At 39.0% G+C, this 22,623-nt stretch carries 25 protein-coding genes and 4 tRNA genes; 2 read left to right on the top strand and 27 right to left on the bottom strand.

What is annotated here, in order from left to right; all coding sequences use genetic code 11:
* Position 1 precedes the first annotated feature (1 nt).
* From FY048_RS17625 to FY048_RS17555, 15 genes are all read right to left on the bottom strand, one after another.
* Entirely contained in the window at positions 2-2,110 is a 2,109-nt protein-coding gene (locus FY048_RS17625; RefSeq protein ID WP_446091994.1) for a phage tail-collar fiber domain-containing protein, read from the bottom strand.
* On the bottom strand, positions 2,107-2,727 hold the full coding sequence (locus tag FY048_RS17620) for a phage tail protein I (protein ID WP_446091993.1): 621 nt from the start codon (positions 2,725-2,727) through the stop codon (positions 2,107-2,109). The genes FY048_RS17625 and FY048_RS17620 overlap by 4 nt, the downstream gene beginning before the upstream one ends.
* Positions 2,727-3,629, bottom strand: a complete 903-nt coding sequence (locus FY048_RS17615) for a baseplate J/gp47 family protein (protein WP_446091992.1) — start codon at positions 3,627-3,629, stop codon at positions 2,727-2,729. The genes FY048_RS17620 and FY048_RS17615 overlap by 1 nt, the downstream gene beginning before the upstream one ends.
* On the bottom strand, positions 3,626-3,970 hold the full coding sequence (locus FY048_RS17610; RefSeq protein ID WP_446091991.1) for a GPW/gp25 family protein: 345 nt from the start codon (positions 3,968-3,970) through the stop codon (positions 3,626-3,628). The genes FY048_RS17615 and FY048_RS17610 overlap by 4 nt, the downstream gene beginning before the upstream one ends.
* Positions 3,967-4,626 carry a phage baseplate assembly protein V gene (locus FY048_RS17605; RefSeq protein WP_446091990.1) on the bottom strand — a complete coding sequence of 220 codons (660 nt, stop codon included), beginning with the start codon at positions 4,624-4,626 and terminating at the stop codon, positions 3,967-3,969. Before FY048_RS17605 ends, FY048_RS17610 begins: the two co-directional genes overlap by 4 nt.
* Before the next feature lie 72 nt (positions 4,627-4,698).
* A complete protein-coding gene (locus FY048_RS17600) occupies positions 4,699-5,151 on the bottom strand; it encodes a phage virion morphogenesis protein (protein WP_446091989.1) in 453 nt (150 codons plus the stop codon).
* On the bottom strand, positions 5,152-5,652 hold the full coding sequence (locus tag FY048_RS17595) for a phage tail protein (RefSeq protein WP_446091988.1): 501 nt from the start codon (positions 5,650-5,652) through the stop codon (positions 5,152-5,154).
* On the bottom strand, positions 5,649-6,503 hold the full coding sequence (locus FY048_RS17590) for an N-acetylmuramidase domain-containing protein (RefSeq protein WP_446091987.1): 855 nt from the start codon (positions 6,501-6,503) through the stop codon (positions 5,649-5,651). The genes FY048_RS17595 and FY048_RS17590 overlap by 4 nt, the downstream gene beginning before the upstream one ends.
* The gene (locus FY048_RS17585; protein ID WP_004842378.1) at positions 6,500-6,772 is read right to left on the bottom strand and encodes a phage holin family protein; all 273 of its coding nucleotides are present in this window, start codon (positions 6,770-6,772) and stop codon (positions 6,500-6,502) included. The genes FY048_RS17590 and FY048_RS17585 overlap by 4 nt, the downstream gene beginning before the upstream one ends.
* A complete protein-coding gene (locus FY048_RS17580) occupies positions 6,769-7,125 on the bottom strand; it encodes a putative holin (RefSeq protein ID WP_005048951.1) in 357 nt (118 codons plus the stop codon). The genes FY048_RS17585 and FY048_RS17580 overlap by 4 nt, the downstream gene beginning before the upstream one ends.
* Positions 7,126-7,127: 2 nt before the next feature.
* Positions 7,128-7,340: a tail protein X gene (locus FY048_RS17575; RefSeq protein ID WP_005048954.1), complete on the bottom strand. Its 213-nt coding sequence runs from the start codon at positions 7,338-7,340 to the stop codon at positions 7,128-7,130.
* Complete coding sequence (locus FY048_RS17570) at positions 7,337-7,786, bottom strand: head completion/stabilization protein (protein WP_446091986.1); 450 nt, start codon at positions 7,784-7,786, stop codon at positions 7,337-7,339. The genes FY048_RS17575 and FY048_RS17570 overlap by 4 nt, the downstream gene beginning before the upstream one ends.
* A gap of 101 nt (positions 7,787-7,887) precedes the next feature.
* Positions 7,888-8,778 (bottom strand): phage terminase small subunit, encoded by an 891-nt coding sequence (gene gpM / locus FY048_RS17565; protein ID WP_446091985.1) that lies wholly within the window; start codon positions 8,776-8,778, stop codon positions 7,888-7,890.
* 6 nt (positions 8,779-8,784) lie between these two features.
* Positions 8,785-9,795, bottom strand: coding sequence for a phage major capsid protein, P2 family (locus FY048_RS17560; protein WP_446091984.1), 1,011 nt, complete (start codon positions 9,793-9,795; stop codon positions 8,785-8,787).
* A 47-nt stretch (positions 9,796-9,842) separates the two neighbouring features.
* A complete protein-coding gene (locus FY048_RS17555) occupies positions 9,843-10,673 on the bottom strand; it encodes a GPO family capsid scaffolding protein (protein WP_446091983.1) in 831 nt (276 codons plus the stop codon).
* Between the two features lie 177 nt (positions 10,674-10,850).
* Between FY048_RS17555 and FY048_RS17550 the strand changes: the two genes are divergently transcribed.
* Both FY048_RS17550 and FY048_RS17545 read left to right on the top strand, forming a co-directional pair.
* Entirely contained in the window at positions 10,851-12,629 is a 1,779-nt protein-coding gene (locus FY048_RS17550) for a terminase large subunit domain-containing protein (RefSeq protein ID WP_446091982.1), read from the top strand.
* Complete coding sequence (locus tag FY048_RS17545) at positions 12,629-13,690, top strand: phage portal protein (RefSeq protein WP_446091981.1); 1,062 nt, start codon at positions 12,629-12,631, stop codon at positions 13,688-13,690. Before FY048_RS17550 ends, FY048_RS17545 begins: the two co-directional genes overlap by 1 nt.
* Positions 13,691-13,937: 247 nt before the next feature.
* Here FY048_RS17545 and FY048_RS17540 read toward each other — a convergent pair whose 3' ends face one another.
* The 12 genes from FY048_RS17540 to FY048_RS17485 all read right to left on the bottom strand — a co-directional run bounded on the left by FY048_RS17540 (position 13,938) and on the right by FY048_RS17485 (position 22,588).
* Positions 13,938-14,252: a hypothetical protein gene (locus tag FY048_RS17540; RefSeq protein WP_446091980.1), complete on the bottom strand. Its 315-nt coding sequence runs from the start codon at positions 14,250-14,252 to the stop codon at positions 13,938-13,940.
* A gap of 565 nt (positions 14,253-14,817) precedes the next feature.
* Positions 14,818-14,894: transfer RNA gene (locus tag FY048_RS17535), tRNA-Pro, on the bottom strand.
* 4 nt (positions 14,895-14,898) lie between these two features.
* A tRNA-His gene (locus FY048_RS17530) sits at positions 14,899-14,974 on the bottom strand.
* Between the two features lie 32 nt (positions 14,975-15,006).
* Positions 15,007-15,083 (bottom strand) — tRNA-Arg (locus FY048_RS17525).
* Between the two features lie 56 nt (positions 15,084-15,139).
* Positions 15,140-15,216, bottom strand: a tRNA-Pro gene (locus FY048_RS17520).
* A 142-nt stretch (positions 15,217-15,358) separates the two neighbouring features.
* Positions 15,359-16,423, bottom strand: a complete 1,065-nt coding sequence (nadA, locus tag FY048_RS17515; protein ID WP_005042977.1) for a quinolinate synthase NadA — start codon at positions 16,421-16,423, stop codon at positions 15,359-15,361.
* A 145-nt stretch (positions 16,424-16,568) separates the two neighbouring features.
* Positions 16,569-17,789: a bifunctional glutamate N-acetyltransferase/amino-acid acetyltransferase ArgJ gene (gene argJ / locus FY048_RS17510; RefSeq protein WP_446091979.1), complete on the bottom strand. Its 1,221-nt coding sequence runs from the start codon at positions 17,787-17,789 to the stop codon at positions 16,569-16,571.
* A gap of 133 nt (positions 17,790-17,922) precedes the next feature.
* Positions 17,923-18,402 carry a methylated-DNA--[protein]-cysteine S-methyltransferase gene (locus FY048_RS17505; protein ID WP_446091978.1) on the bottom strand — a complete coding sequence of 160 codons (480 nt, stop codon included), beginning with the start codon at positions 18,400-18,402 and terminating at the stop codon, positions 17,923-17,925.
* Between the two features lie 12 nt (positions 18,403-18,414).
* Positions 18,415-18,735, bottom strand: a complete 321-nt coding sequence (locus FY048_RS17500) for a DMT family transporter (RefSeq protein WP_004794435.1) — start codon at positions 18,733-18,735, stop codon at positions 18,415-18,417.
* Positions 18,736-18,884: 149 nt separating this feature from the next.
* Positions 18,885-19,883, bottom strand: coding sequence for a cation transporter (locus FY048_RS17495; RefSeq protein ID WP_446091977.1), 999 nt, complete (start codon positions 19,881-19,883; stop codon positions 18,885-18,887).
* A 28-nt stretch (positions 19,884-19,911) separates the two neighbouring features.
* Positions 19,912-20,667: a copper resistance protein B gene (locus tag FY048_RS17490; RefSeq protein ID WP_446091976.1), complete on the bottom strand. Its 756-nt coding sequence runs from the start codon at positions 20,665-20,667 to the stop codon at positions 19,912-19,914.
* Positions 20,654-22,588, bottom strand: coding sequence for a copper resistance system multicopper oxidase (locus tag FY048_RS17485; RefSeq protein WP_446091975.1), 1,935 nt, complete (start codon positions 22,586-22,588; stop codon positions 20,654-20,656). The genes FY048_RS17490 and FY048_RS17485 overlap by 14 nt, the downstream gene beginning before the upstream one ends.
* Positions 22,589-22,623 lie beyond the last annotated feature (35 nt).

Raw genomic sequence — 22,623 nt, 5'->3', positions numbered from 1 at the left:
ATTAAATCAGCCAGTTTACTTTTTTGAAATTTTGATTATCTGCATATACATCAGCTTTAATTACAAAACTTTCTGCTGCGGAAGAACGGCATTTAAGTTTTAAAGTCTTTCCTTCCCATAAAAAGTCTATGCCATACAAATTGTGGTTTAACTTCTCTACAGATATAACTTCAATATTTGTTAAATCTGAAGATGCTATTAATTCAACAAATGCTTTAGCACCTGCTGCTTCAGTCGCATCTGTTGCGGCAATTGTAATATGCGTTGTACTTCTGTTGTTAATAGTCAAAACATCCTTATATTCTGGTGTTAAGGAAACCTTTCTAATTTGAGAAACGAAGAAAGCGTTGGCAAGATTGCTTTGAAGCTCAATATTTTTTCTTTTATTTTCACCTAGCAATGTTCTATCTACAGGTTCAATAGGTATCAGATTGGTAAAAGTATTCTCACCCCATGATGCATTTGAGATTGAATTTTGTGATGGGGTTATATTAAAAGTATTCTTTTTAAATAGAAAATCACCACCGAAATCTGTTTGATAAGAGAAAAAAGATCCCATTGAGCTTATTTTATTAAAAATATTACCAATGGCTTCACCTTCTATAATTTTACAAAGTGATGTAGAAACCCCAGCAAAAACAGGACCTTCAAAAATATTATAGTATAAATACAATCCCTTAAAATTATCACTATTAATTCTTATATTTGAATAACCTAAAAATGAACAATACTTAAAAGTTATATCAGCATATCCATTAGGTGAAACGGTATGCTTTAAAATAACCGAACTGTTCGATGTTTCTTTAACTTTATTCATTATTACATTTTCAAAAACCAAACCATAGGCATAGGATGGTGTAACTGGTTCAACATCTAAGAGATAAAGTCCAGGTAAAATGTCTGCGTCCTCAGTTAATACTGAGTTCTTTATTTTTATTTTTGAACCACCAACAACTGACATGATATTACGACTAGCATATTCAAGGATTGCATATTCAATTTCTATATCTTCAGCACCATTATTAATATAAAGAGAATCATAACGTGCGTAACTCGATTTAATACCCCATGCTTTAAAATTTCCTGCTGAAATAGCCAAGCCATAAGAAGCGCGTTGAACTCCAAGATTATTCCTACCATCCATTTCAATTAATTTTAAACGCGCCCCAGGTTCTGTTACTTGGATTACTTGCGTAGAGTCATTCGAAATTATTTTCGTTGCTGGGGTAAATAAAGTACCTGCCAATATACTTCCTTCAAGTGTAACATTGGATTTTAACTTAATATTGGCAGATATAGTAATAGCTGGCAGAGTAACTTTTCCTCCACCATTCATACTGACAAAATCAATAACTTGTTGAAGTTGTGTTGAAGATGAATTTGATTCATTATTCAGGACACCTGCACACATTGCTGATATCTCTCTGTTCTTATAATCTAATATCCAACGCCCAGTTGAAATATTATTAACTTGAATAACAGAGAAACCATTGTCCTCAAGATTTGATCCAGAGTCCCAATAATAATCAGCTCCACCTTTACCTGTTCCTTCAAAATATTCTGAAGTTGTAATTCTTTGCTTATTTTTATTTCCTTTTGTTGTTCTAAGGTCTGAAATATTCAAAGAGTTTAAACTGACAATATTTTTTATGTCATCGACTTCCTTTCGTGTCGCTAATACAACATCAGGATCCACGATTAATTCAAAACTTCCAGAGTTATCAACTTGTATAACAATGCGGATAATTTGAATTTTAGCAGCACCTTCTTCAACACTCGGTTTATAAGTTGGTGGATAGCTAGCGATTGCCAACATTATATTGCCTGTATTGTCATATAAAGCAACTTCACGAATATTAAATCCACCAATTGCAGATGGAATAATTGCTTCGCAGACTAACCAGTTTGGGTTCTTGTTATGAACTTCAACTTTATTCAACCCAGCACGATAGACTTCATTGACCAATGATGTTGCATTTTCGACTGGTTCAGGAATATAACCATTACCATCGCCAAAAGCCATATAAGTAATCGGTACTTTTGAATTGTTGTTCATTGCAGCGGTAATGGCTGCTAAACCTGCTTTCGTAATTTTGGTGTAGTAACTCATAAATGAGCTCCGAATGGATAGACTTCTGTTTCTGTTTGTTCATAGAAAGCCCATATCAGTGCTGCAGTTATCACAGCATCTTGGACTTCTGGAAAAATTGTGGTGTCGTCACCGCTGTAACATCCAGCCAAGGCATAAATTTGTGCGTAGCTTGGAGTGACATTGATTTGAATATGTTTGCAATGGCGCGTCAGTGGGCGTGCGTCATCGATGAGCTGAAGTAAAGTATTTAGCCCTTGTTCTGTTAATGATTGGTTGTTGGTATCGATTGCGATTTGGAAAGTACCTGGTTCACTCATCGGTACTTCTTGCCACCACTCATAAATTGTGACGCTATATCCAAACGCTTCGACAATTTTACGAAGGGCATAATTCGTGCCTTTGTACTTGTGAACTTCAAAACTTGCCTTGATCTGCTGTTTTTTGACTTCTTTCGGCCAATCTTGTTGCCAACGGTCAACACTATTTTCCCAAGCCAAATGCGGTAAAAACTGACTTGGTACATCATTCAGAGTGACAAGGCTGCGTAAATTTGCAGGCAGGTTTGAGTTATTGCCAAGTTCTTCAGCAACTTTGCGTTCAAGCTCTGTACTGTTTGGAGGGAGTAAGTTTTTCATTAGCCCTCCGAAATAGTGATATCAACACCAGAACAAAATGACGCTTCAAATGCGGTAACTAACACATCTGCAGAGGGACTGATCAATTCAACACGTTCAACGCCTGAAACATGTAACTGTTTAAAAATGGCTGACAGATAAATACTTTGACCAATTCGTTTTGGTGAGTTGATAAATGCATTGATGTTGGCAATTGCTTCTTCAAGAATTGGATCAGTTTCAGGCAAATTATTGTGATGAAGTACTGCTTGAATTTGATATTCAATAATGCCAGCTGATTGAACTGTCACACGGTCGGCAGTTGGGCGTAGTTTTTCACCTGAAACATACTCGTAAACTTTTTGGCACAGTTCAGGTGTAGCGGCACCATTTTCGGAGTTACGCTGTAAAATGGTAATGAGTGCCTGGGCAGGCGATGGTGAAAACGCATAAGTATCGGCTACACGACCATCAGCACTAAGGGAATGAAATTCATATGCTGACGTCGGACCCGCAACGGATAAAGCATCAAAAGCTTTACTTGCACGATAGCGAAGTTCCTCATCTCTTTCATAAACTGCGGGTGTTGGTGGTGTTGTACTTAAATCTTCAGGGGATACAATTAAACGTTGAATACCATAATCTGCAACTTTGACATCAAGATCAGTATCAGTCGCATATGCTAAAAGTACAGCATGATATTGAGCATTTAGCTTTGAACGAAGCAAGATTTCACGATATACATTTTCTTGCAAAAGCTTTGTCAAAGGCTCACTTTCACGTTCTAATGTTTTACGAATTTGGTTTTGTTGGTTGCTTGGCCAAAGTGCAATGAGGGCTTCTTTTCGTTCATCGAAAAGAGCTTCAAAATCGAGTTCTTCCACCGCTTTTGGGGGAGTAAGTTGGTTAAAGTCAACACTCATAATGATGATCCCATTAACAGTGGAATATTTAAATTAAGAGACTGGCCAGTAAGGGTATGAACTGCTTCTAAATCGAGTTGCATACCACCAGCAAAGACCTCGCTAACTTTTAAACTTTCGATACTGATTCGTTCTTCCCAACGTGATACTGGCGTATAGATTGCGCTGTAAAGTTTCACTTTAATAACATCACTCATGGGTTGATCAATTAAAGATGGAACGATAGAACCATACTCCCGTCGCATTACTCTGCTTCCAATTGGCGTGGTAACGATGTCTTCAATCGATTGCTTAATACTTTCTATTTCTGTGATTAATAAACCCGTTTTTCTGGACATCATGGAATTGGCTCTCCTGTGGTACCGCCACTATCACCAGGATGTTTATGATGCAGGGTTGAAACCGATCCTGCTTTCACATCACCTTCAGTACTAAAGTCCCCACGTGAATGACTTGACCCTTGCACTAACTGACTTCCACCAACGGTGTTATTCCCCGTCATGGCTGTGCTGCCATTGGTTTGAACATTTCCATTTGTTGTAGAGTCACCATTGGTGATGAGATTTCCATTAATGGTTGTATTCCCATTAACAGTTAAACCACCTGGTGCAGTCAGTATGGCGGTTGCATTGGCTGGCAAGATAGCTTGTAAAGAATGGTTTTTAGTGTCGTAACTAATGACGGCACCATCTTCAAACATCCGTAATTTAATATCTGGATCTTGTGATGGCGTAGGAAAGTCTTCGTTATTTAAACCAACGACGACAATGCCAAGCTCAATGACCCCACAAGGACTAAGTACAATGCATTCTTCGTCTTTACTTGGTAAATCATGAGTGGAGTCTTTTCCAGCTCTCAAATTTAATAGACGTAGCTCTTTAGTTACGATGTCACCTAAATTGACTGTAACTGTATGAAAAGGACTAGACGGTGTTACGGTCTTGATACGGCCTAAACGGATCGTATTTTCAAGACGACGGATGGTTTCTGCATTCATGCTGCAATCGTTATGCAGCTAAAGGTTTAATGCATTTGGTTTGGTTTGTATGTCAGTTATATACAAGTGGTTTTATTTTGAATCGAAGAGTTTTAAAACATCATTTTCTATGATTTCAACTTCAGAATCAGTAAATCCAAGTAAGATTCGTTGAGCATATCTGACCTTAAATGTCCGACCGTTATATTTTAAATTATCGACCAAGCCGTCCTGGTGAATTCTGGCAAGCCTTGATACTCGTTGATCAAAACCAATAGTCACTCCATCAGGGATTTTTTCTATTTTCATGAATTTTGCTGTTTTCAACTTCATGAACATCTTTCTTTTAATTTGGCCCTTTTTATTTCTTAAATTTTTTCTAGGGATATAAGAACTTCCATCAGGATTTTGTTGACGTGTAATTCTCTGGCTTTGGCTTGCACGAACTTTTCGAGCAATCATCATTGCAAATTTACGACGTTCAGGATCACTTAATGTTGTTAATAGCGCATTAAGATGCTCGGAAAGAAATTCAAGCTCAGCCATTTATAAAAAATACTCTTGCTGTGGATCTCTTGATATCCAAGACGCAAGCTCGGTACCATCTTTATCAAACAATGTAACTTGTTTAGATTCTTCAGCTTTATGATATTGTGGCTCGTCAGGATAATCGACGCTAAGGCCTTCACTAGTTTGTTTAACGATAACACGCTCAGTTAATGGCATTTGGATTGCCAAATCTACTTTATCGTTTGCCAAAATTTCAGCTTCAAACTTAATGCCAGATTTAACTTTATCTAGATTGGCCATTAGTTCAGATTGGTTGACTCGAACCCAGTCGAGCACAGGAATACTAACTGCAGCAAGATCGCCAGCATAATCTGTCAGAATCATGGTCAGTGTATAGACATATTCAAATGATAAGCCGTTTGCCATCGTACTCCGCACCGCACCCTCATCAACAAAAATAAGAATGCGATCTGGATCACGACATAGTTCAGGGATAGCAGCTAGTAAATGAGCTCTTAAACTTTGTGGTTTCTTCATGCTGCTTTGATCCCACCATAGATAGGTTCTAAATGATCGTATTCTTTTTGGAATTTCGCCTGATACCCAAGTTTTTTATAATTTGCGCCATTATAAAGTGTGAAAACAATATCCCAGTTTTCTGCTCGCAGCGCATCAATCAAAGTGACTTTTTTCTTATCAAAAGTTCCTGTTTTCCATTCAATGAAACGGATAAAAGCTTCTAGTTGATAAGACTCACTAGCAAACTGTTGTTCAACAAATTCTTGTACAGATGCATAACCTAACTGTTTCCAGTTTTCACCCATAACTTGAAATTGCCCCCAACTCGTCGACATCAAAGCACTATCAACATCGATTTGTTTTGCCTGTTCCAAACGAACATATTCAGCTTCATTACCCTGATATCCACCAGTTTTTCGGTTAACAATATTGGGGCGTTCAGCAGCCATTTTGTCAGCGAAAGCGGTTCCTTTTTTCAGTCTTAAATATGCATACATACGGTGACGTTCAAACAGGATTTTAGGTTTACCATTACTAAGAAAACCAACTCCCCTGCCTTCAACTGCACCAAAAACACGAATGGTAAGTTCCGAAACTTTCAAACGCTCAGCTGCTTTTTTATAGTCACTATCTTTAAGAAATTTAGATGTATCTTGGTCAAATAGAGCTGCTCTTGTTTTGTCCCCTACTTTGCCATCTGCTACTAAGTTTTTTTGCTTTTGGAATGTCATTACAGCAAATTCAGTAGATGCACCAAAATCACCATCTATTGAAAGCTCTTTTCCCTTAACGCCTTTTAAACCGAGCTTTTTCAACTGCTTCTGCAATGTAATGACATCATTACCTTTAGAGCCGAATTTTAAAATCATGTTGTACTCCAGATAAGTTTTGCGACATTACCTTTCGCACGGCAAATAAGGACGGCCAGAAGTACTGCAAAAATTGCATCCCATAAAGTGACTGGATCTTTAAAAAACAGGATGTGAATTGACTGGCCAATAAAAGCTGCAATAAGTATCGTGGCTAAAATTGAAAAGCCATGACGATGACGAAGACCTTCAGCATCAAAACAAATGATTCGTAGGCCACAGATCAGGTATGCAATAAGAGCAATCAGTTGAAACATAATTTCGATCATGACTTACCTCCTCCACGAAATTTATTCCAGATGTCAGTTAGGCTAGATTGATCCACCCAAACCATAATTTTTAAAATAATCGGTAATGAAAAAATAGAAGCAATCATCCCTGCTGTAGCATCATTAGTAATGAACGTTCGGGTAGTCACTTCCGGTGCTAACAAATATCCAAAACCCACAGCAATAATCATTGTTGAAAGGCGTTGTAAAGGTTTTAAATCTTTTTTCGTTGTTGCAAAAAGAGCTGCTCCGAAAACCGCCCCAAGTAAAGCATTACCATTTACGAATGGGAGTAATGAAGCTGCGCTAATTGATACTGCTGTTACAGCTGCTGTTGTAGTTGGTTCTGGCATTATTAATCCCACAGTTGGACAGTTTGTTTAATTTGTTGTGGTGTATCGATATCAGGAAGAATCACTGAAGTGCCAATTGGTAGAAAAACACCGATATCAGCTAGATTGGGATTCGCTTCAAGCACTTTTTCAACCACGCCTGAACTACGTCCGTAATATCGCCAGCATATTGAATCGACGGTATCGTTCTGAATTGCTGTAATGGTTTTGCTCATATCAACTCAACTATGCTGTGGTTTTCACCTTTAAGCTGCTGAATTGCCCATTGCTTATTACGACGATAATCTTCAACTGAACATTCAGTTACTTCAGATTTTTTTACACCTGAGTTAGTGCTGTCATAATTTCGATAGTTTTCATTTACTTTTGCAGCCACCCCATTAGAGACAGCTGACAGGTAAAGAACTTCAGTATCTGGTTTACCGTCAATCTGATTAACAGCTAAATCCACCAGTTTTTCGGCTTTCATCACAAGGCTTGCAAGCAGCCGATTTACATCAATGATTTCTTCGCGGATAACTTGTCTTAAACGTACATCGGTGATGGATCCGTCGATACGAACAACACTTCGTATTTCATCTAGAGAAATATCAGGAAAGAATGTGCCACTGGAAATAATGATATTGCTTGGTGTAACGGCACCATTTGCGACAAATCCCATGTAGATCTCCTTCATAGTGCACTGGGAGGGGCAATGGCTCGTTGAAGATTTACTGTGATGTGAAGATCACGACCATTGCACTCCAGTGCGGTGCGGGGCACTTATTCAGATGTCGGTACCAAACTACCGTGGTTATCAACCACTGGCGTTCCATTTTGATTTAACAAAACGTTGGTGACTTCTGGTTGTTCTGTTTCATTAACCACTGGGTTTTCGCTTAATAAAATATTAGTGGCTTCTGGTTGTGTAGATTGTTCAGAGGGTTGAGGTTCTTCTTTATTAAAGATTGCACTCAATTTACTGGCTAGCTTTGTCATTTTGTTTAGATCAGTACGACCGCCACATTTGTCATCGAGCTTGCAAGCCTGGTCTAAGAAATCACGAGCACGGGTGGCATGCACAAGATCAACTAACTCTTCACCAGAGACAAAACGCATTTCAGTTTTACCTAATGCCAAGTAAAGCTTGGCTTTAACTTCATCAGGCATATCACGCTTGGACTGAACCAATGATTCATCTGTAATTAACTGCTCTAAACGCTCTAATACAGTGATATCTACCGCAACATCGGTTTTAAGAGTTTTTAAAAATTCATCAGCAATATCTTCAGTAATAAAGCATGCTTCAGAACGCTCAAAACGATCTGGTAGCTTCAAGCCATGTTCAAGAACATATTCAGCAATATTGAGTGCAAATTCATATTCACCGATATCAATTGCCCAAACTAAAATCTCAGTGATAACTGCATCTTGAACACCAGGCTTCACTTCTAAAATGCCTTCAACATATGGCTTATAATTTGGAAGTAACTGGCGTTTCAGTTCGATTTTATTTTGTTTTGACTGAATATTTTTGAGACGATTTTTATCACTGTTGAGCTGCAAAAGTTGCTGCTCATAGGCGTTTGTATTTTGCATGGTACCGAACTCCGCAGCTGTTTCAGCTGCGGATATGGCCTGATGCTGTTGGAAATGCTTTCGAGCCAAGTTCATGAAGAATTACTCCGGCAGAATTTCGATATTTTCAGCCATACAAGCAAGACCAAGATCTTCGATGTAATAATCTTCATTCGATGATTCGAAGTTTTCGATTTGATCACGTTTTGGATTATCAATGACTGTGCGACGACGTGAACTTTCTTGAACATAAATCGATAAGTTATCGAAGGTCGTTACAAGAATGATGCCTTCAGGGAAAAACGGTACTGAGTAAACTGGAAGGTTACCCATACGCTTTTGAGAGATAATTATATCTGCTGCAAGTTTTTCGGAGTTTTCCTGATCTTTGTTTACCAGTGGGAAGTACTTATCCGAAACAGTTTTTCGGTTACACAATACGACAAGATCTGGATTCTCTTGATGAACTTCGTCGATCATTTCATCAACGATATTCATTACAAGTGCATCTAGGTTTTTGTAGTCACCCGTTTTTCCGATAGTAATTTTGTTTTGTACAGCACCTGATTTCATCACACGCGATTCATTTTCTTCGCGCATTTTTTGCAGCCAGCCTTTATTGACATCTTGGAGTTTTGGATTAGCAACAATGTCAGTATCAACTGCAATACTGGTACCATTAAATCCAATCATGATTCGGTCAAGTGCTTGACGTTTTACGATCACACCACGGAATCGTGGATAAAAATCTTTGAATTTTGCCCATTGGTCCAGTTTTTGATATTTAATTGCTGTATCAAAATCCGTTTTACGGCAGAAATAAACACGATTATCAAGACCAGTTGGATCAACTGGCTGACGATCTTTCGTATTAGTATTTGTACGTGATGCGATAGGACGATTGATTCCAAGTCCAATAGCTTCAGCTGATTGTTCAGGCACTAAGTGAATATTAATTTTTTTCAAGAATTCAGAAGATTGCTGAATACGATCTTCAAGCTTTTGCTGAACTGAAGGCGAGACAGTGAATTTCTTTGAAACGTCTTCAACATTATTGAGTTTAGCTAACTCAACCATAACCTTATTGTATTTAGCACGTGTTTCATTACGCATTTTGTTTACTCTAAATATGAATTAATGGATTGCTCGAACCGATTGAATTAACAGTCGATTTCGCCGATTTCTTCTGAATATTTACTGCCGGTCGATGGAGGACGTGGTTGTCCTTGAGGCTCTTGATCCAGCTTGTTTTTTAGCTGGTTAAAATCAGACTCAAGCTGCTCATATTTATTCTTGAACTCGGAAAATTCAGCACCCTGATTTGCTGTCTGTTGTGCAATTTCAAGAATGGCTTGTTCGTTTTGACTAAAGTTTTCTTGAGTCTGCTGTTGTTGCTGTTCTTGGGTTTTAAATAAGTTCTTAACTTTATTCACCAAGTCACTGGCAAATGACTCTTTAACTTCTTTAAATTCGAGTTTTGTTTCTTGTGCTGCACTGAATAAATTTTCAGGACGTAATTTCTTCGCTTTAAGTGGGTTTTCAGTTGCTCCAGCAGCAAATGAGAGCATTTCAGTACCAAGCGATGCAGGACTATCAGTAACCGCAAGACCTACTAGATAGGCTTGGCCAGTTTTTGCAAAATTTTCATCGACTTCGATAGACGTGTAAATTTTTTGATTTTTCTGGTTGAGAGCAATCAAATTTTCATTTGGTTGGATCTGAGCAAACAACGCATCTTTCTGTTCACCGTTAATGGTAACTTTTTCGGATTTAAGCGAGATCACATCACCATAAGCACCAAAAATGCCATCTGGAGAAACGCCCTTAATGTGCTCTAAATTGATACGAGCACCATAAGTATTCAGATTGTAAGTTTGCGCCATTTGGATGATCCATTCAGATTGAATTTCACGACCATCTGTAGTGTCACCAGCCACGGCAACTCGAAACCATTTCGATTTAAATTTTTTCGGCTGTGTTTTATCAGTCATTCTGCTGTACCTGTTGCAAGGTTTTTTGGGCAATTTCAATAGGTGCAGAATGGGCAATATTAGTTATGTGTAGCAATTGAGCATGCTTGTATATAACTGACATACAAATTGCCATGACTGATAAAAGCGAACTTGCCTGCCATCGTTTGCGGATGAAATTAAATCAATCCGTAAAACATGAATGAATTATCACAATTAGCTAATCTAGAGCTGATTCTCGATAACAAATTAAAAGCCAAGTTTCTCTTTTGGCTTGGCTGGAAAATTGTCGATATAGCTGAAGCGCTAGACGAAAATGAACGTACAGTTCAGGCTTGGAAAACCAGAGAAGAGTGGGATAAAACACGATCAGAAAGTCGTGTGGAAGAGGCATTAACAGTTCGTTTAATGACACTCACTCTAAAGAACAAAAAATCGAGTGGTGACTATAAAGAATTAGGCGAATTATTTAAAAACTATAAAGAATTTGCCCGAATTGAACGCTATAAAGATGGTGGTAATGAAGCGGATCTTAATCCCAATATTGCCAAGCGTAATGCAGCACCCAAGAAGAAAAAAGAAAATAATCAGTTTACTGAAGAACAAGTTGAACAACTTATATCTGCTTTTGAAGATAGCTTATTTGACTATCAACGCGATTGGTATAAAGCAGGCAATCAACGTACTCGAGTAATCTTAAAAAGTCGTCAGATCGGTGCGACATGGTACTTTGCCCGCGAAGCATTAGTCGATGCAGTCAAAACTGGCCGTAATCAAATTTTCTTATCTGCGTCAAAAGCTCAGGCCCATATTTTCAAAGAATATATCAAGGGTTTTGCTTATGAGGCATGCGGAGTTGAGTTGGTCGGAGATCCAATCGTACTCCCAGATAATAATCAGGCTTCACTATCATTTTTAGGTACAAACTACAGAACGGCCCAAGGTCACCACGGTAACTTTTATTTTGATGAGTTCTTCTGGACGTTTGGCTTCAATGAGTTAAACAAAGTCGCATCAGCAATGGCTTTGCATAAAAAATGGCGTAAAACCTATTTTTCAACGCCTTCGACGATGGCACATGAAGCATATACATTCTGGACTGGAACACGTAATAACCGTGGTCGACCGAAAGACCAAAGACTGGATATCGATGTATCTCATGATTCACTAAAGAATGGTCGTTTATGTGAAGACCGCATGTGGCGTCAAATCGTTACGATATTAGATGCTGAAAATGGCGGGTGTGATTTATTCGATATTGAAGAATTGCGATTCGAATATTCACCTGAAGAATTTGCAAACCTGTTGATGTGCCAGTTTATTGATGATGGCGCATCTATTTTTCCATTAGCAATGCTTCAACCTTGCATGATTGACTCATGGGAGGTTTGGGCCGATGACTACAAACCATTCCATAGTCGACCTTATGGAAATAACCCAGTCTGGATTGGGTATGACCCAGCCGAAAGCGGTGATAGTGCTGGCTTAGTAGTTGTTGCTCCCTCCCCTGTTCCTGGTGGAAAATTTCGAGTACTTGAAAGAATCCAATTTCGGGGAATGGATTTTAAAAATCAAGCTGAGATGATTCGCCAGACAACACTACGTTATTACGTGACTTATATCGGCATTGATATAACAGGTATGGGAACAGGTGTATCTCAATTAGTTAAGCAATTTTTCCCAAATGTCACCGAGTTCAGCTATTCACCAGAAGTCAAAACAAAGCTTGTGCTTAAAACAATGGATGTAATCAGAAATGGTCGTTTGGAGTATGACGCAGGCTGGACTGACCTTTCTCAATCCTTAATGAGCATTAAAAAAACTCTTACAGCAAGTCAGCGCCAAATGACATTTACAGCTGGACGCTCTGAAGAAATCGGACATGCGGATCTAGCTTGGTCTCTCATGCATGCACTTTATAACGAACCACTTGAAGGCCAAACACAAATGAATCAATCTTTCATGGAGATCTATTAATGAATCCCCTATCGACAGCAAAAAGTTTAGTCAGTTTTGCAAAAAGCCAACTACCAGTTTTTCAGAGCAAATCAACTAATAAACAAGAATCAATGGCCTTTACTTTTGGTGATGCAGTTCCAGTACTTAATGGAAATGAATTATCAGATTACATGGAATCTTGGTTTAATGGCCGATGGTATGAACCACAGGTTAGTATGAATGGCTTAGCCAAATCATATAAATCGACACCATATTTAAATAGCGGAATTATTTTTAAACGTAATTTTCTGGCTAACCTTTTTATTCCACATGCAAAGTTGAATCGAAAAGCATTTGAACAAGTCGCATTGGATTATGTTTGGTGTGGCAATACCTACTTAGAAGAAATCAAATCACGACTCGGAAGTGTAATTCAATATAAACCAGCTTTAGCAAAATATATGCGTCGTGGTGAATATTCAGATCAGTTCTTTTTACTTTGTGATGACCATAAAGGCTATCAAGAATTTGAGTTTTATAATCGGGTTTGTCACATTCGAGAAACAGACATTGATCAGGAAATTTATGGAGCACCTGAATACATATCTGCTTTACAAAGCGCATGGCTCAATGAATCGGCGACATTATTCCGTCGTAAATACTACAACAATGGATCTCATGCTGGGTTCATCTTATATGTGAATGATGCAGCACAGGATCCGAATGATATTACAGCCTTACGTCAGGCACTAAAGGATAGTAAAGGACCAGGCAACTTCCGTAATTTATTTTATTATGCACCTGGTGGAAAAAAGGATGGTATCCAGATCTTGCCTGTTTCCGAAATTGCAGCAAAAGATGACTTCACAAATATTAAATCTATCACCCGTGATGATACTTTGGCAGCACTTCGCATACCTCCACAACTCATGGGTATTGTTCCTAACAATACTGGAGGTTTTGGATCAATTAAAGATGCAGCAGAAGTGTTTTATCAAAATGAAATTGTTCCTCTCCAGTCACGCATGCAGCAGCTCAATGAGTGGGCTGGTGATGAGATCATTAGATTTAAGGAATATGATTTAAAAAACGTCACATAATCGTTTAGAAACAAGAAAGCCAGCATTAGCTGGCTTTTTTTATGGGATTTTAGCAACCCTCGCTTAAATGAGAATAATTATCATCTATATTGCAGGCTACTGGCTCCAGCGCAGTCACCCGCGCGCCTGCGGTTCCTCTAAAGGGAGCAATTTCACTGCAATCATATACACTATTGGATAAAAGCTGAGAACCTGTAAACCTTAGGCTATTGAGAAGAAAAATGGAGAAATCGGATACTGCATATTACTACAGTACTACAGTTTGAATGATTTCTATGTGTTCTAACGGATGACCAACTACAATGGCTTGTCCTTTATCACCTATTTGCAAACAAAGTCTAGATAAAACATTGTCATTATATTTCACACGCCATTGGTTTAATGGCTCATATTCTGACTGTAAAAATATAACTAAACCAATTTCACCAGATGGGTGTTGAATTAAGTCATTTTCAAAAATTGGGTTTCCAAAGTAATCTGACCAAGGAGCTAATCTATTTGTTTTGGAAAGTTCTTCTCTCTGCAATAAAAAACTTTTGTATTGATCAAATTCAGTTTGCATAAGATTTCTCTACCAGAAATAGCCCTAGTTAAAATCTTACCCGATATCATTTTTTAAGAACATAAAAACGTGCTTTTCTAGTTTCTAAAATCGATTTGAAGTAATAAAGTAATAACAGAAGTTAAGTTATTAATAATTAATGATAAATTAGATTACATAAAAGTGTAATTTCTTGTAATAAGTAAAGTAATATTTTATAAGTCATTGATTTTATTAAATAGGAATTAGATTGAAAAACACTTATTTGTACAGAAATAAATTACGTGGTTATTACATCAATCTTACATTTTGGAAATAGGATAATCTATTGAATATAAATGTTTTATTTTAAAATATTACTTTATTACTTCAAAAACTTCATAACCTAATTATTTTTTGTTGGTGCTTAATATATGGGGTTTTGCATGATTTTCATACTCAAATCATTTTTTTGATGGGAATGATTTGGGAATGCTTTAGTGAGATATATGTACGCATAAACACGTGGTGTTGTATGGGTAATATTTACTATGAGATTTAATTTAGTGGGTTTTTAATATCTGATTTTCTTTAAAAATCAAGAATATGGTCGGAGCAGTAGGATTCGAACCTACGACCCCCTGGTCCCAAACCAGGTGCACTACCAGGCTGTGCTATGCTCCGAAATTGGGGTGAATGACGGGATTCGAACCCGCGACAACTGGAATCACAATCCAGGGCTCTACCAACTGAGCTACATCCACCATCAAATAGTTCTATGTACCAAGCTACCGAGTGGCGCGCCTGACAGGATTCGAACCTGTGACCATCCGCTTAGAAGGCGGATGCTCTATCCAACTGAGCTACAGGCGCTTAACCGATGATGCTTATCATGCGATACTTCGCCGATCTTAAAATATTATTTTAAGTGGTCGGAGCAGTAGGATTCGAACCTACGACCCCCTGGTCCCAAACCAGGTGCACTACCAGGCTGTGCTATGCTCCGATCTATCTCAGCTTTTTCTGTATCGCACATCGTGCGGTACGGTGTGCATTCTAGGCGCGACGCCCTCAGACGTCAACACCTATTGTCAAAAAAAGTTAAAAATCCTTATCAAATGTATATTTAACAAGCATTTTGAGGTTTTTTAACGCTTTAACGATGCACTAAAGGCTAACATTCGATCTAAAGGCATTTTGGCACGTTCAGCAAGCGCTGGTTCGACGTGTATTTCCTGATCGCCCTTTTGTAAAACTTCTAAAATTCCATCGAGTTCATTCATTGCCATCCACGGACAGTGTGCACATGAACGACAAGTTGCACCCTCACCTGCTGTTGGCGCCTCAACTAAAATCTTATTTGGTACAGCTTGCTGCATTTTGTAGAAAATACCACGGTCAGTTGCCACGATAAGTCTTTCATTTGGCAAAGTCTGTGCAGCTTTAATCAATTGAGAAGTACTACCTACAGCATCTGCAATGTCTACAACCGATTCTGGCGACTCAGGATGTACCAATACAGCCGCATCTGGGTACAATGCTTTCATGTTGGCAATACCGCGTGCACGGAATTCTTCATGCACAATACATGCACCATCCCAAAGCAACATATCTGCACCAGTTTTCTTTTGAATATAGCGACCTAAGTGCTGATCTGGTGCCCAAATAATTTTTTCGCCTAAGCTATCTAGGTGCTCAACAATTTCGACTGCACAGCTTGAAGTCACCACCCAATCTGCTCGTGCTTTAACAGCAGCCGATGTGTTGGCATAAACAACTACGGTGTAGTCAGGGTGCTGATCACAAAAGGCAGTGAACTCATCAACCGGACAACCTAAATCGAGTGAACAAGTCGCTTCGAGTGTCGGCATTAAAATTGTTTTTTCAGGAGACAGGATTTTTGCTGTTTCTCCCATAAATTTAACACCTGCCACAACCAGTGTAGAGGCGGCATGATCTCGTCCGAAACGGGCCATTTCTAAAGAGTCAGAAACACACCCGCCTGTCTTTTCGGCAAGTTCCTGTACTTCAGGGTCGCAATAGTAATGAGCAACAAGGACAGCATCACGTTTTTTGAGCTCTGCTTCGATCTGAGCAAACTTTTGTTGTTTTGCTTCTTCACTTAAGCGGTTGTCTTTTGGCTCACCTAAACGGTCTAAATGCGCTTGTACAATGTTTTTTGCATCGTTGGCAATTAAAGTCGCATCACTCATAAAACGTCTTCTCTATCCTTCATGCTGGCATACCTGCTCGCATATAACGTTACTGCTTAAATGATTTACTAACTTGAATCATTTAATATCAAAAGATGGGGCTAATAAAAAAGCCTCTTTGTCGAGGCTTGATTATAACTGATATTTAAGAACGGTAATCAGCATTAATTTTGACATAGTCGTAAGATAAGTCACAGGTATATACCGTGTCTTTGGCTTGACCGCGTCCTAAATCAACTCGAATGGTAATTTCTGTTTGTGCCATAACACGCGCACCCGCCTCTTCGGTATAGTCCTCGGCAGCTCCACCATCCTTACAGATTTGTACATCATCTAGCCATACCTGAATTTTAGATACGTCTAAGTCTTTCACTCCAGCATAACCAATTGCCGCCAAAATACGGCCCCAGTTCGGGTCAGATGCGAAAAGCGCGGTTTTTACTAACGGCGAATGAGCAATACTATAAGCAATATCACAACATTCTTGAGTGTTGCCACCGCCTTCTAAAGCAACAGTAATAAACTTCGTTGCACCTTCGCCATCACGTACAATTAACTGTGCTAAACGATTCATAACACGAGCCAGTACTTCTAACACTTGAGCATATCGTGCATCGTTAATTGAAGTAATTTCAGCTCCACCTGCCTGACCTGTTGCCACAAAAATACAAGAGTCATTGGTTGAGGTATCGCCATCAATCGTAATACGGTTAAATGAATGCTCAACTGTTGTCTTTAATAAGCTTTGTACTAAATCACGGCTAATAGGTGCGTCTGTAGCTACAAAGCTCAGCATGGTTGCCATGTTTGGACGAATCATGCCAGCGCCTTTACTAATACCTGTCATGGTGTAAGTAATGCCATCAAGCTCAAATTGTTCAGATGCGCCTTTTGGTACTGTATCTGTGGTCATAATGCCAGATGCTGCATCATACCAAGCAGCCTCTTGCAAAGTGTTTAATGCAGGTCGAAGTCCAGCGAGTAAACGTTCCATTGGAAGCTGTTCGCCAATCACACCTGTAGAAAATGGTAAAATTTCTGAGCTATTTACCCCAGCAATCTCAGCTAATTTTGCGCAAGTATCTTGAGCATTTTTCAAGCCTGTAGGTCCAGTACCTGCATTAGCATTACCCGTATTAATCACTAAATAGCGAGGATTATCTTGGGTAAGATGGGCTTTAGAGACATGAACAGGTGCAGCACAAAATGCATTTTGGGTAAATACACCTGCAACATTTGAACCTTCTGCAAACTCAAAAATGACTAAATCTCGTCGGTTTGGGTAACGTACATATGCTTCTGTTGAGCCAATTTTTACACCTTTTACCACATGCATTTGTGGCATTGTTACGTCACCGACAGCCATTTTAGAACATCCAGAGTTTGTTATGAATAAGATTAATATTTCAAAAAAGGGATGCAATGAAGCACCTTCTTCATGAAATATCATAGTGGACAGCTTAGTAGAAAAGTCTAAAAAAATCGAGCGCAAAAAAGGCTCATTGTTGCTCTAGTTTTAATAAAATATCTTTCTTATCAAGCCCACCTGCAAAACCAACTAGGGCACCGCCCGCACCAATGACTCGATGACAAGGTGCAATAATTGAAATCGGGTTTTTGCCATTTGCAGCGCCAACTGCTCTCACCGCTTTTTCATTGCCAATTTGAACAGCAATATCTTTATAACTTTTTGTTTCACCATAAGGTATGGTCAGTAAAGCAGACCAGACCTGCTTTTGAAATGCGGTTCCTTCGAAATCTAGTGGTAATGTAAACTCACGGCGTTTACCTTCAAAATATTCTTTTAATTGTTGTTCGGTCTTTAATAGAACTGGATGCTCAAGTTGTTCGACCAGCTCGGCCAGTCGAATACGTTTTGGATTTTCATTGTCCCAGAGTATTGCCACCAAAGCATTTTCATTCGCAACCAGTTTTAATTGCCCAACAGGCGAATTGATATACTTATAAGACAGCAACATAGTTTTATTCTCTTAGGACGGCGATGAAATTTTCATTAAAACCAAACCTGACACAATCAATACAGCGGCAATCATTCGCATAGCGCCAACAGGCTCATGAAGAAAGAAAATACCGACTAGAAATGACCCGATTGCGCCAATTCCTGTCCAAACCGTATAGGCAGTGCCAAGGGGTAAAGTTTTCATTGAAATTGAAAGTAGAATTACGCTCAAAATCATAAAAACTACGGTAATAACACTAGGGGTTAAACGTGTAAAACCTTCGGACATTTTCATAGAATATGCCCAAATGATTTCAAATACACCTGCTAAAATTAAAATAGCCCAAGCCATAACATTCACTAATTTTTATAGTGTCAGGTCGTCCCGACATGATTACCCAATATGGGGGAGGTCGTTCCTCCTTTATGTGAGGGCTCAGTTTACTTTAAAATAAAAAATGAAGGCAAACCCTATCTAAAGCTTGCCTGTCTTAGAAAATATTATTCGTTTTTTAACTGTAAAATTTTTCGTGCGCCATTTAAGACAAACAAAACAATGATTAATCCAATCATTAAATCAGGATAAGGAGAACCTGTAATGGCAACCAATATTCCCGCGACAATGACACCTAAGTTTACGATGACATCATTTGCAGAAAAGATATAACTCGCCTTCATGTGTGCTCCACTATTTTTATGATCACTCATTAAATAAAGACAAGTAATATTGGCAGCAAGTGCTAACCCGCCAATTAAAATCATAAGAATTGAAACAGGTTCACTGCCATATACAAAACGGCGTAGCACATCAATTAAAACAATCATGGCTAAACCGAACTGAAACCAACCAGAAAGATGTGCAGCCTTTAATTGAGCATTAAGATTTTTACCTACCACAAATAAGGCAATACCATAGATTGCAGCGTCTGCGAACATATCGAGTGAATCGGCGATTAACCCTGTCGATGATGCAATGATGCCTGCCATAAATTCAATGACGAACATGACCCCATTAATCAGTAACAACCACTGTAAAACCTGTTTTTGCGATGCACTTGTAGAAGTGTTACTTCGTACTTTTTTAGGTTTTTCGACGTAATCATAATGAGGTTGCGTCTGCTGCAATTCTGCGCCCAAGCCTAAGCGCTGTAAGCTTTGGGTTAACATTTCAGCCTGAGCACTGTGATAAACCGCTAAATGACGGGCAGGCAAATCAAAATAGAGTTCTTGAATATCATCAGCGTAAGAGGCTAATGCCATCCGTACCATCTGCTCTTCTGCGGCACAGTCCATTTTGGGAATATGATAATAGCTTACCCATTGACTCTTTTTAGAGACGAGCTGACTTGCACCCATATCTTTTTGAGGTGCGACTTCACTTGTACACCCACAATTTGAGCAATTTTTATTTGCATTTATTTGATTCTCTTGTTTTTCTAAAGCCATCTGTGCACCATAACTGACACAAAAAACAATGCCATTAGTATAAACCAATGGCATGTCGTTAAGCTTACTTTTTGTTCTGCAATTAGAATTTAAGTGTTAACCCTGCTCCATAATACCAACCATGTTCAGAGTCGGTTCCAGTTTGCCAAGCCGTCTGTTTTAAACCTTTTTCATAGCCATAACCGAAATCAACAAATGGCATTACCTTTTTGTTTATTTCATAACGGGTTTGAAAACCAGCTTGTAAACTCGATATACCTGTTTTACTGGCATAGCGAGATTCATCTTGCAAAATAACATCTGCTTTTAAATAAGGTTTACCAATCAACTTTTGAGTAAAGAGTAAGTCTCTTTCCGTTTCTAGGCTTAGCTTCCATAGCTGGTCTTCACCTGCATACAGATAGGCATCGGTTTCAAAAAAGTAAGGTGCCATGCCATGTAAACCAACTACACCAGCCCAGCGATCTTGCTTTTGGTCTTTCCGCTGTAAACGCTCGTAATTTACCCCAGCCTGTACATCCCAATAATCAGCTACATTTCGGCTGTAAAGTAATGAGCCACCGTAATTAGCATCTTCGGACTCGGCCTTTTCAACATAAGCTTTAATGAACAGTTTGTTTTCATCAGTTCCCACCCAACTTTCTAATTCAGAAGAAAAACTGCCTTCTCCTTCTTCATTTTGAGTCCAGCCCGTATCAATCGTAGTCGCCTGATAAACCTGACCGCCATGTTCGCGTAAATGATCATGCGTTAAGGGTTCTTGGGCAAAAGTAACAACCGATACACCAGAGAAAACACCGCAACATATCATTTGAGAAAATAACTTAGTGATGTGCATGACTAGCTCCTTTCTCATTTTCAGATTGAACAGGTGCTTGAGATGCATCTACTGCTCCATCATTCACTTGAGCCACAATCAACTTATTCATCATCCCTGCACTCATGTGATAGAGCAGATGACAATGAATTGCCCATTCTCCTAATGCATCGGCTGTCAATAACGCAGTAACAGTCTTTCCTGGTGGAACAATAACAGTATGTTTATTGGGTAAGTTTTCAGCTTGCTGACCATTTTCCAATTGCATAAACATGCCATGTAAATGCATTGGATGGGCCATCATGCTGTCATTCACAAACTTCAAGCGAATACGTTCACCATATTTAACTTGCAATGGTGCAGCTTCACTAAATTTCTTACCATTAATGGTCCAGATATAACGCTCCATGTTTCCGCCTAAACGAATAACGAGTTCTCTCTCTGGGGCACGTGTGTCTGGCTGAGGTGTTAAAGACTGCAAATCACTATACTGCAATGCTTTCATACCGACTGGTGTTGAAGCATTTGCCCAGCCATACACCGGCTCATCTTTTTTAACTGTAGTTTTAGGTTGAGCAGGCATCTCATGATTCATATTCATCATAGCGTGATCATGCTCACTAGATGGCTTTGGCTGCATATCGTGTTTCATTTCAGGCATCGCTGACATGTCGTGCTTCATTTGCATCATGGAATGATCATTTTTGTCAGATGACATGTCTTTCATGCCATGGTCCATGTTCATCATTGCATGATCATGATTGGCATGACTTGTCTCTTTTTTCATTTCAGGCATGGTCGACATGTCATGTTGCATGTTCATTTGATGGCCAGCATGTTCATCACTCGCTCCATCACCATGACTCATGCCCATATCATCCATGGTCAATAAAGATCGCGGGCGTGGCTGTGGCATTTGAATTGGACCAACCGCCTGAGTATTTTCATCATGCAAAGTACCGATAGCAAAGCCGCTACGGTCAATTGACTCAGCCTCAATCTGATAATTTGCTTGTTTAGGTTCAACAATCACATCGTAGGTTTCGGCTGTGCCAATACGAAACTCATCAATCGCAACAGGTTTTACTGGCTGCCCATCTGCACTCACAACTGTCATTTTCAAATTTGGAATTCTGACATCAAAAAATGACATGGCAGAGGCGTTAATGAAACGTAGTCGGACTTTATCTCCCGCCTTAAAATCACCTGTCCAGTTTTGCTGCGGTGTCTTACCGTTGACTAAGAAGGTATAACCCGTCACATCAGACATATCGGTTTTTAACATCCGCATTTGGTTCCACATCGAACGATCTTGCCAAGTTGCTTTTAAGCCTTGCGCTTTAACTTGCTTCCAGACATCAGATACGGTTTCACGGCGATTTTGATAATACTCAGCAGATTTTTTCAAATTCTTCATAATGCTATCGCTAGAAGAATTATGAAAATCTGAAAGCATCACAACATAATCACGGTCAGTTTTTTCATGTGCAGCTACGGGTATTTTCCCTTGTGGATAAATCACGAGCGGGCCATATAAACCATCTTGCTCTTGGCCTTTACTATGGGCGTGATACCAATAAGTGCCATTTTGTTTCACCTTAAAGCGGTAAACAAAATCTCCGTTTGGAGCAATTCCTTTGAAATTATTAAAACCCGGTACACCATCCATTAACCCCGGCAATAACAAACCATGCCAGTGCAAAGACGTATCCTGATTTTTTAATTGGTTATGCACATGAATAACTGCATCATCCCCTTCTTCGAACTCAAGGAGTGGTGCTGTAAATTTTCCATTTACTGTAATTCGCTTTAACGGTTGACCAGTAATATTTACCTGTTGTTCATTAATATTAAGGTGATATTCCTTAATTGCCGCGAGGGACCATGGTGAAACCAATAGCCCAAATACAGCGACTAAGCTGCTAATTGTTTTATGAGACATTGCTGTAATCCTTTGAACTAAAAAAATAAGTAAGA

It is taken from the genome of Acinetobacter sp. 1124_18A (assembly GCF_052824995.1).
The sequence above is the reverse complement of the archived record's forward strand: the minus strand, read 5'-3'. Positions and strand labels throughout refer to the sequence as shown.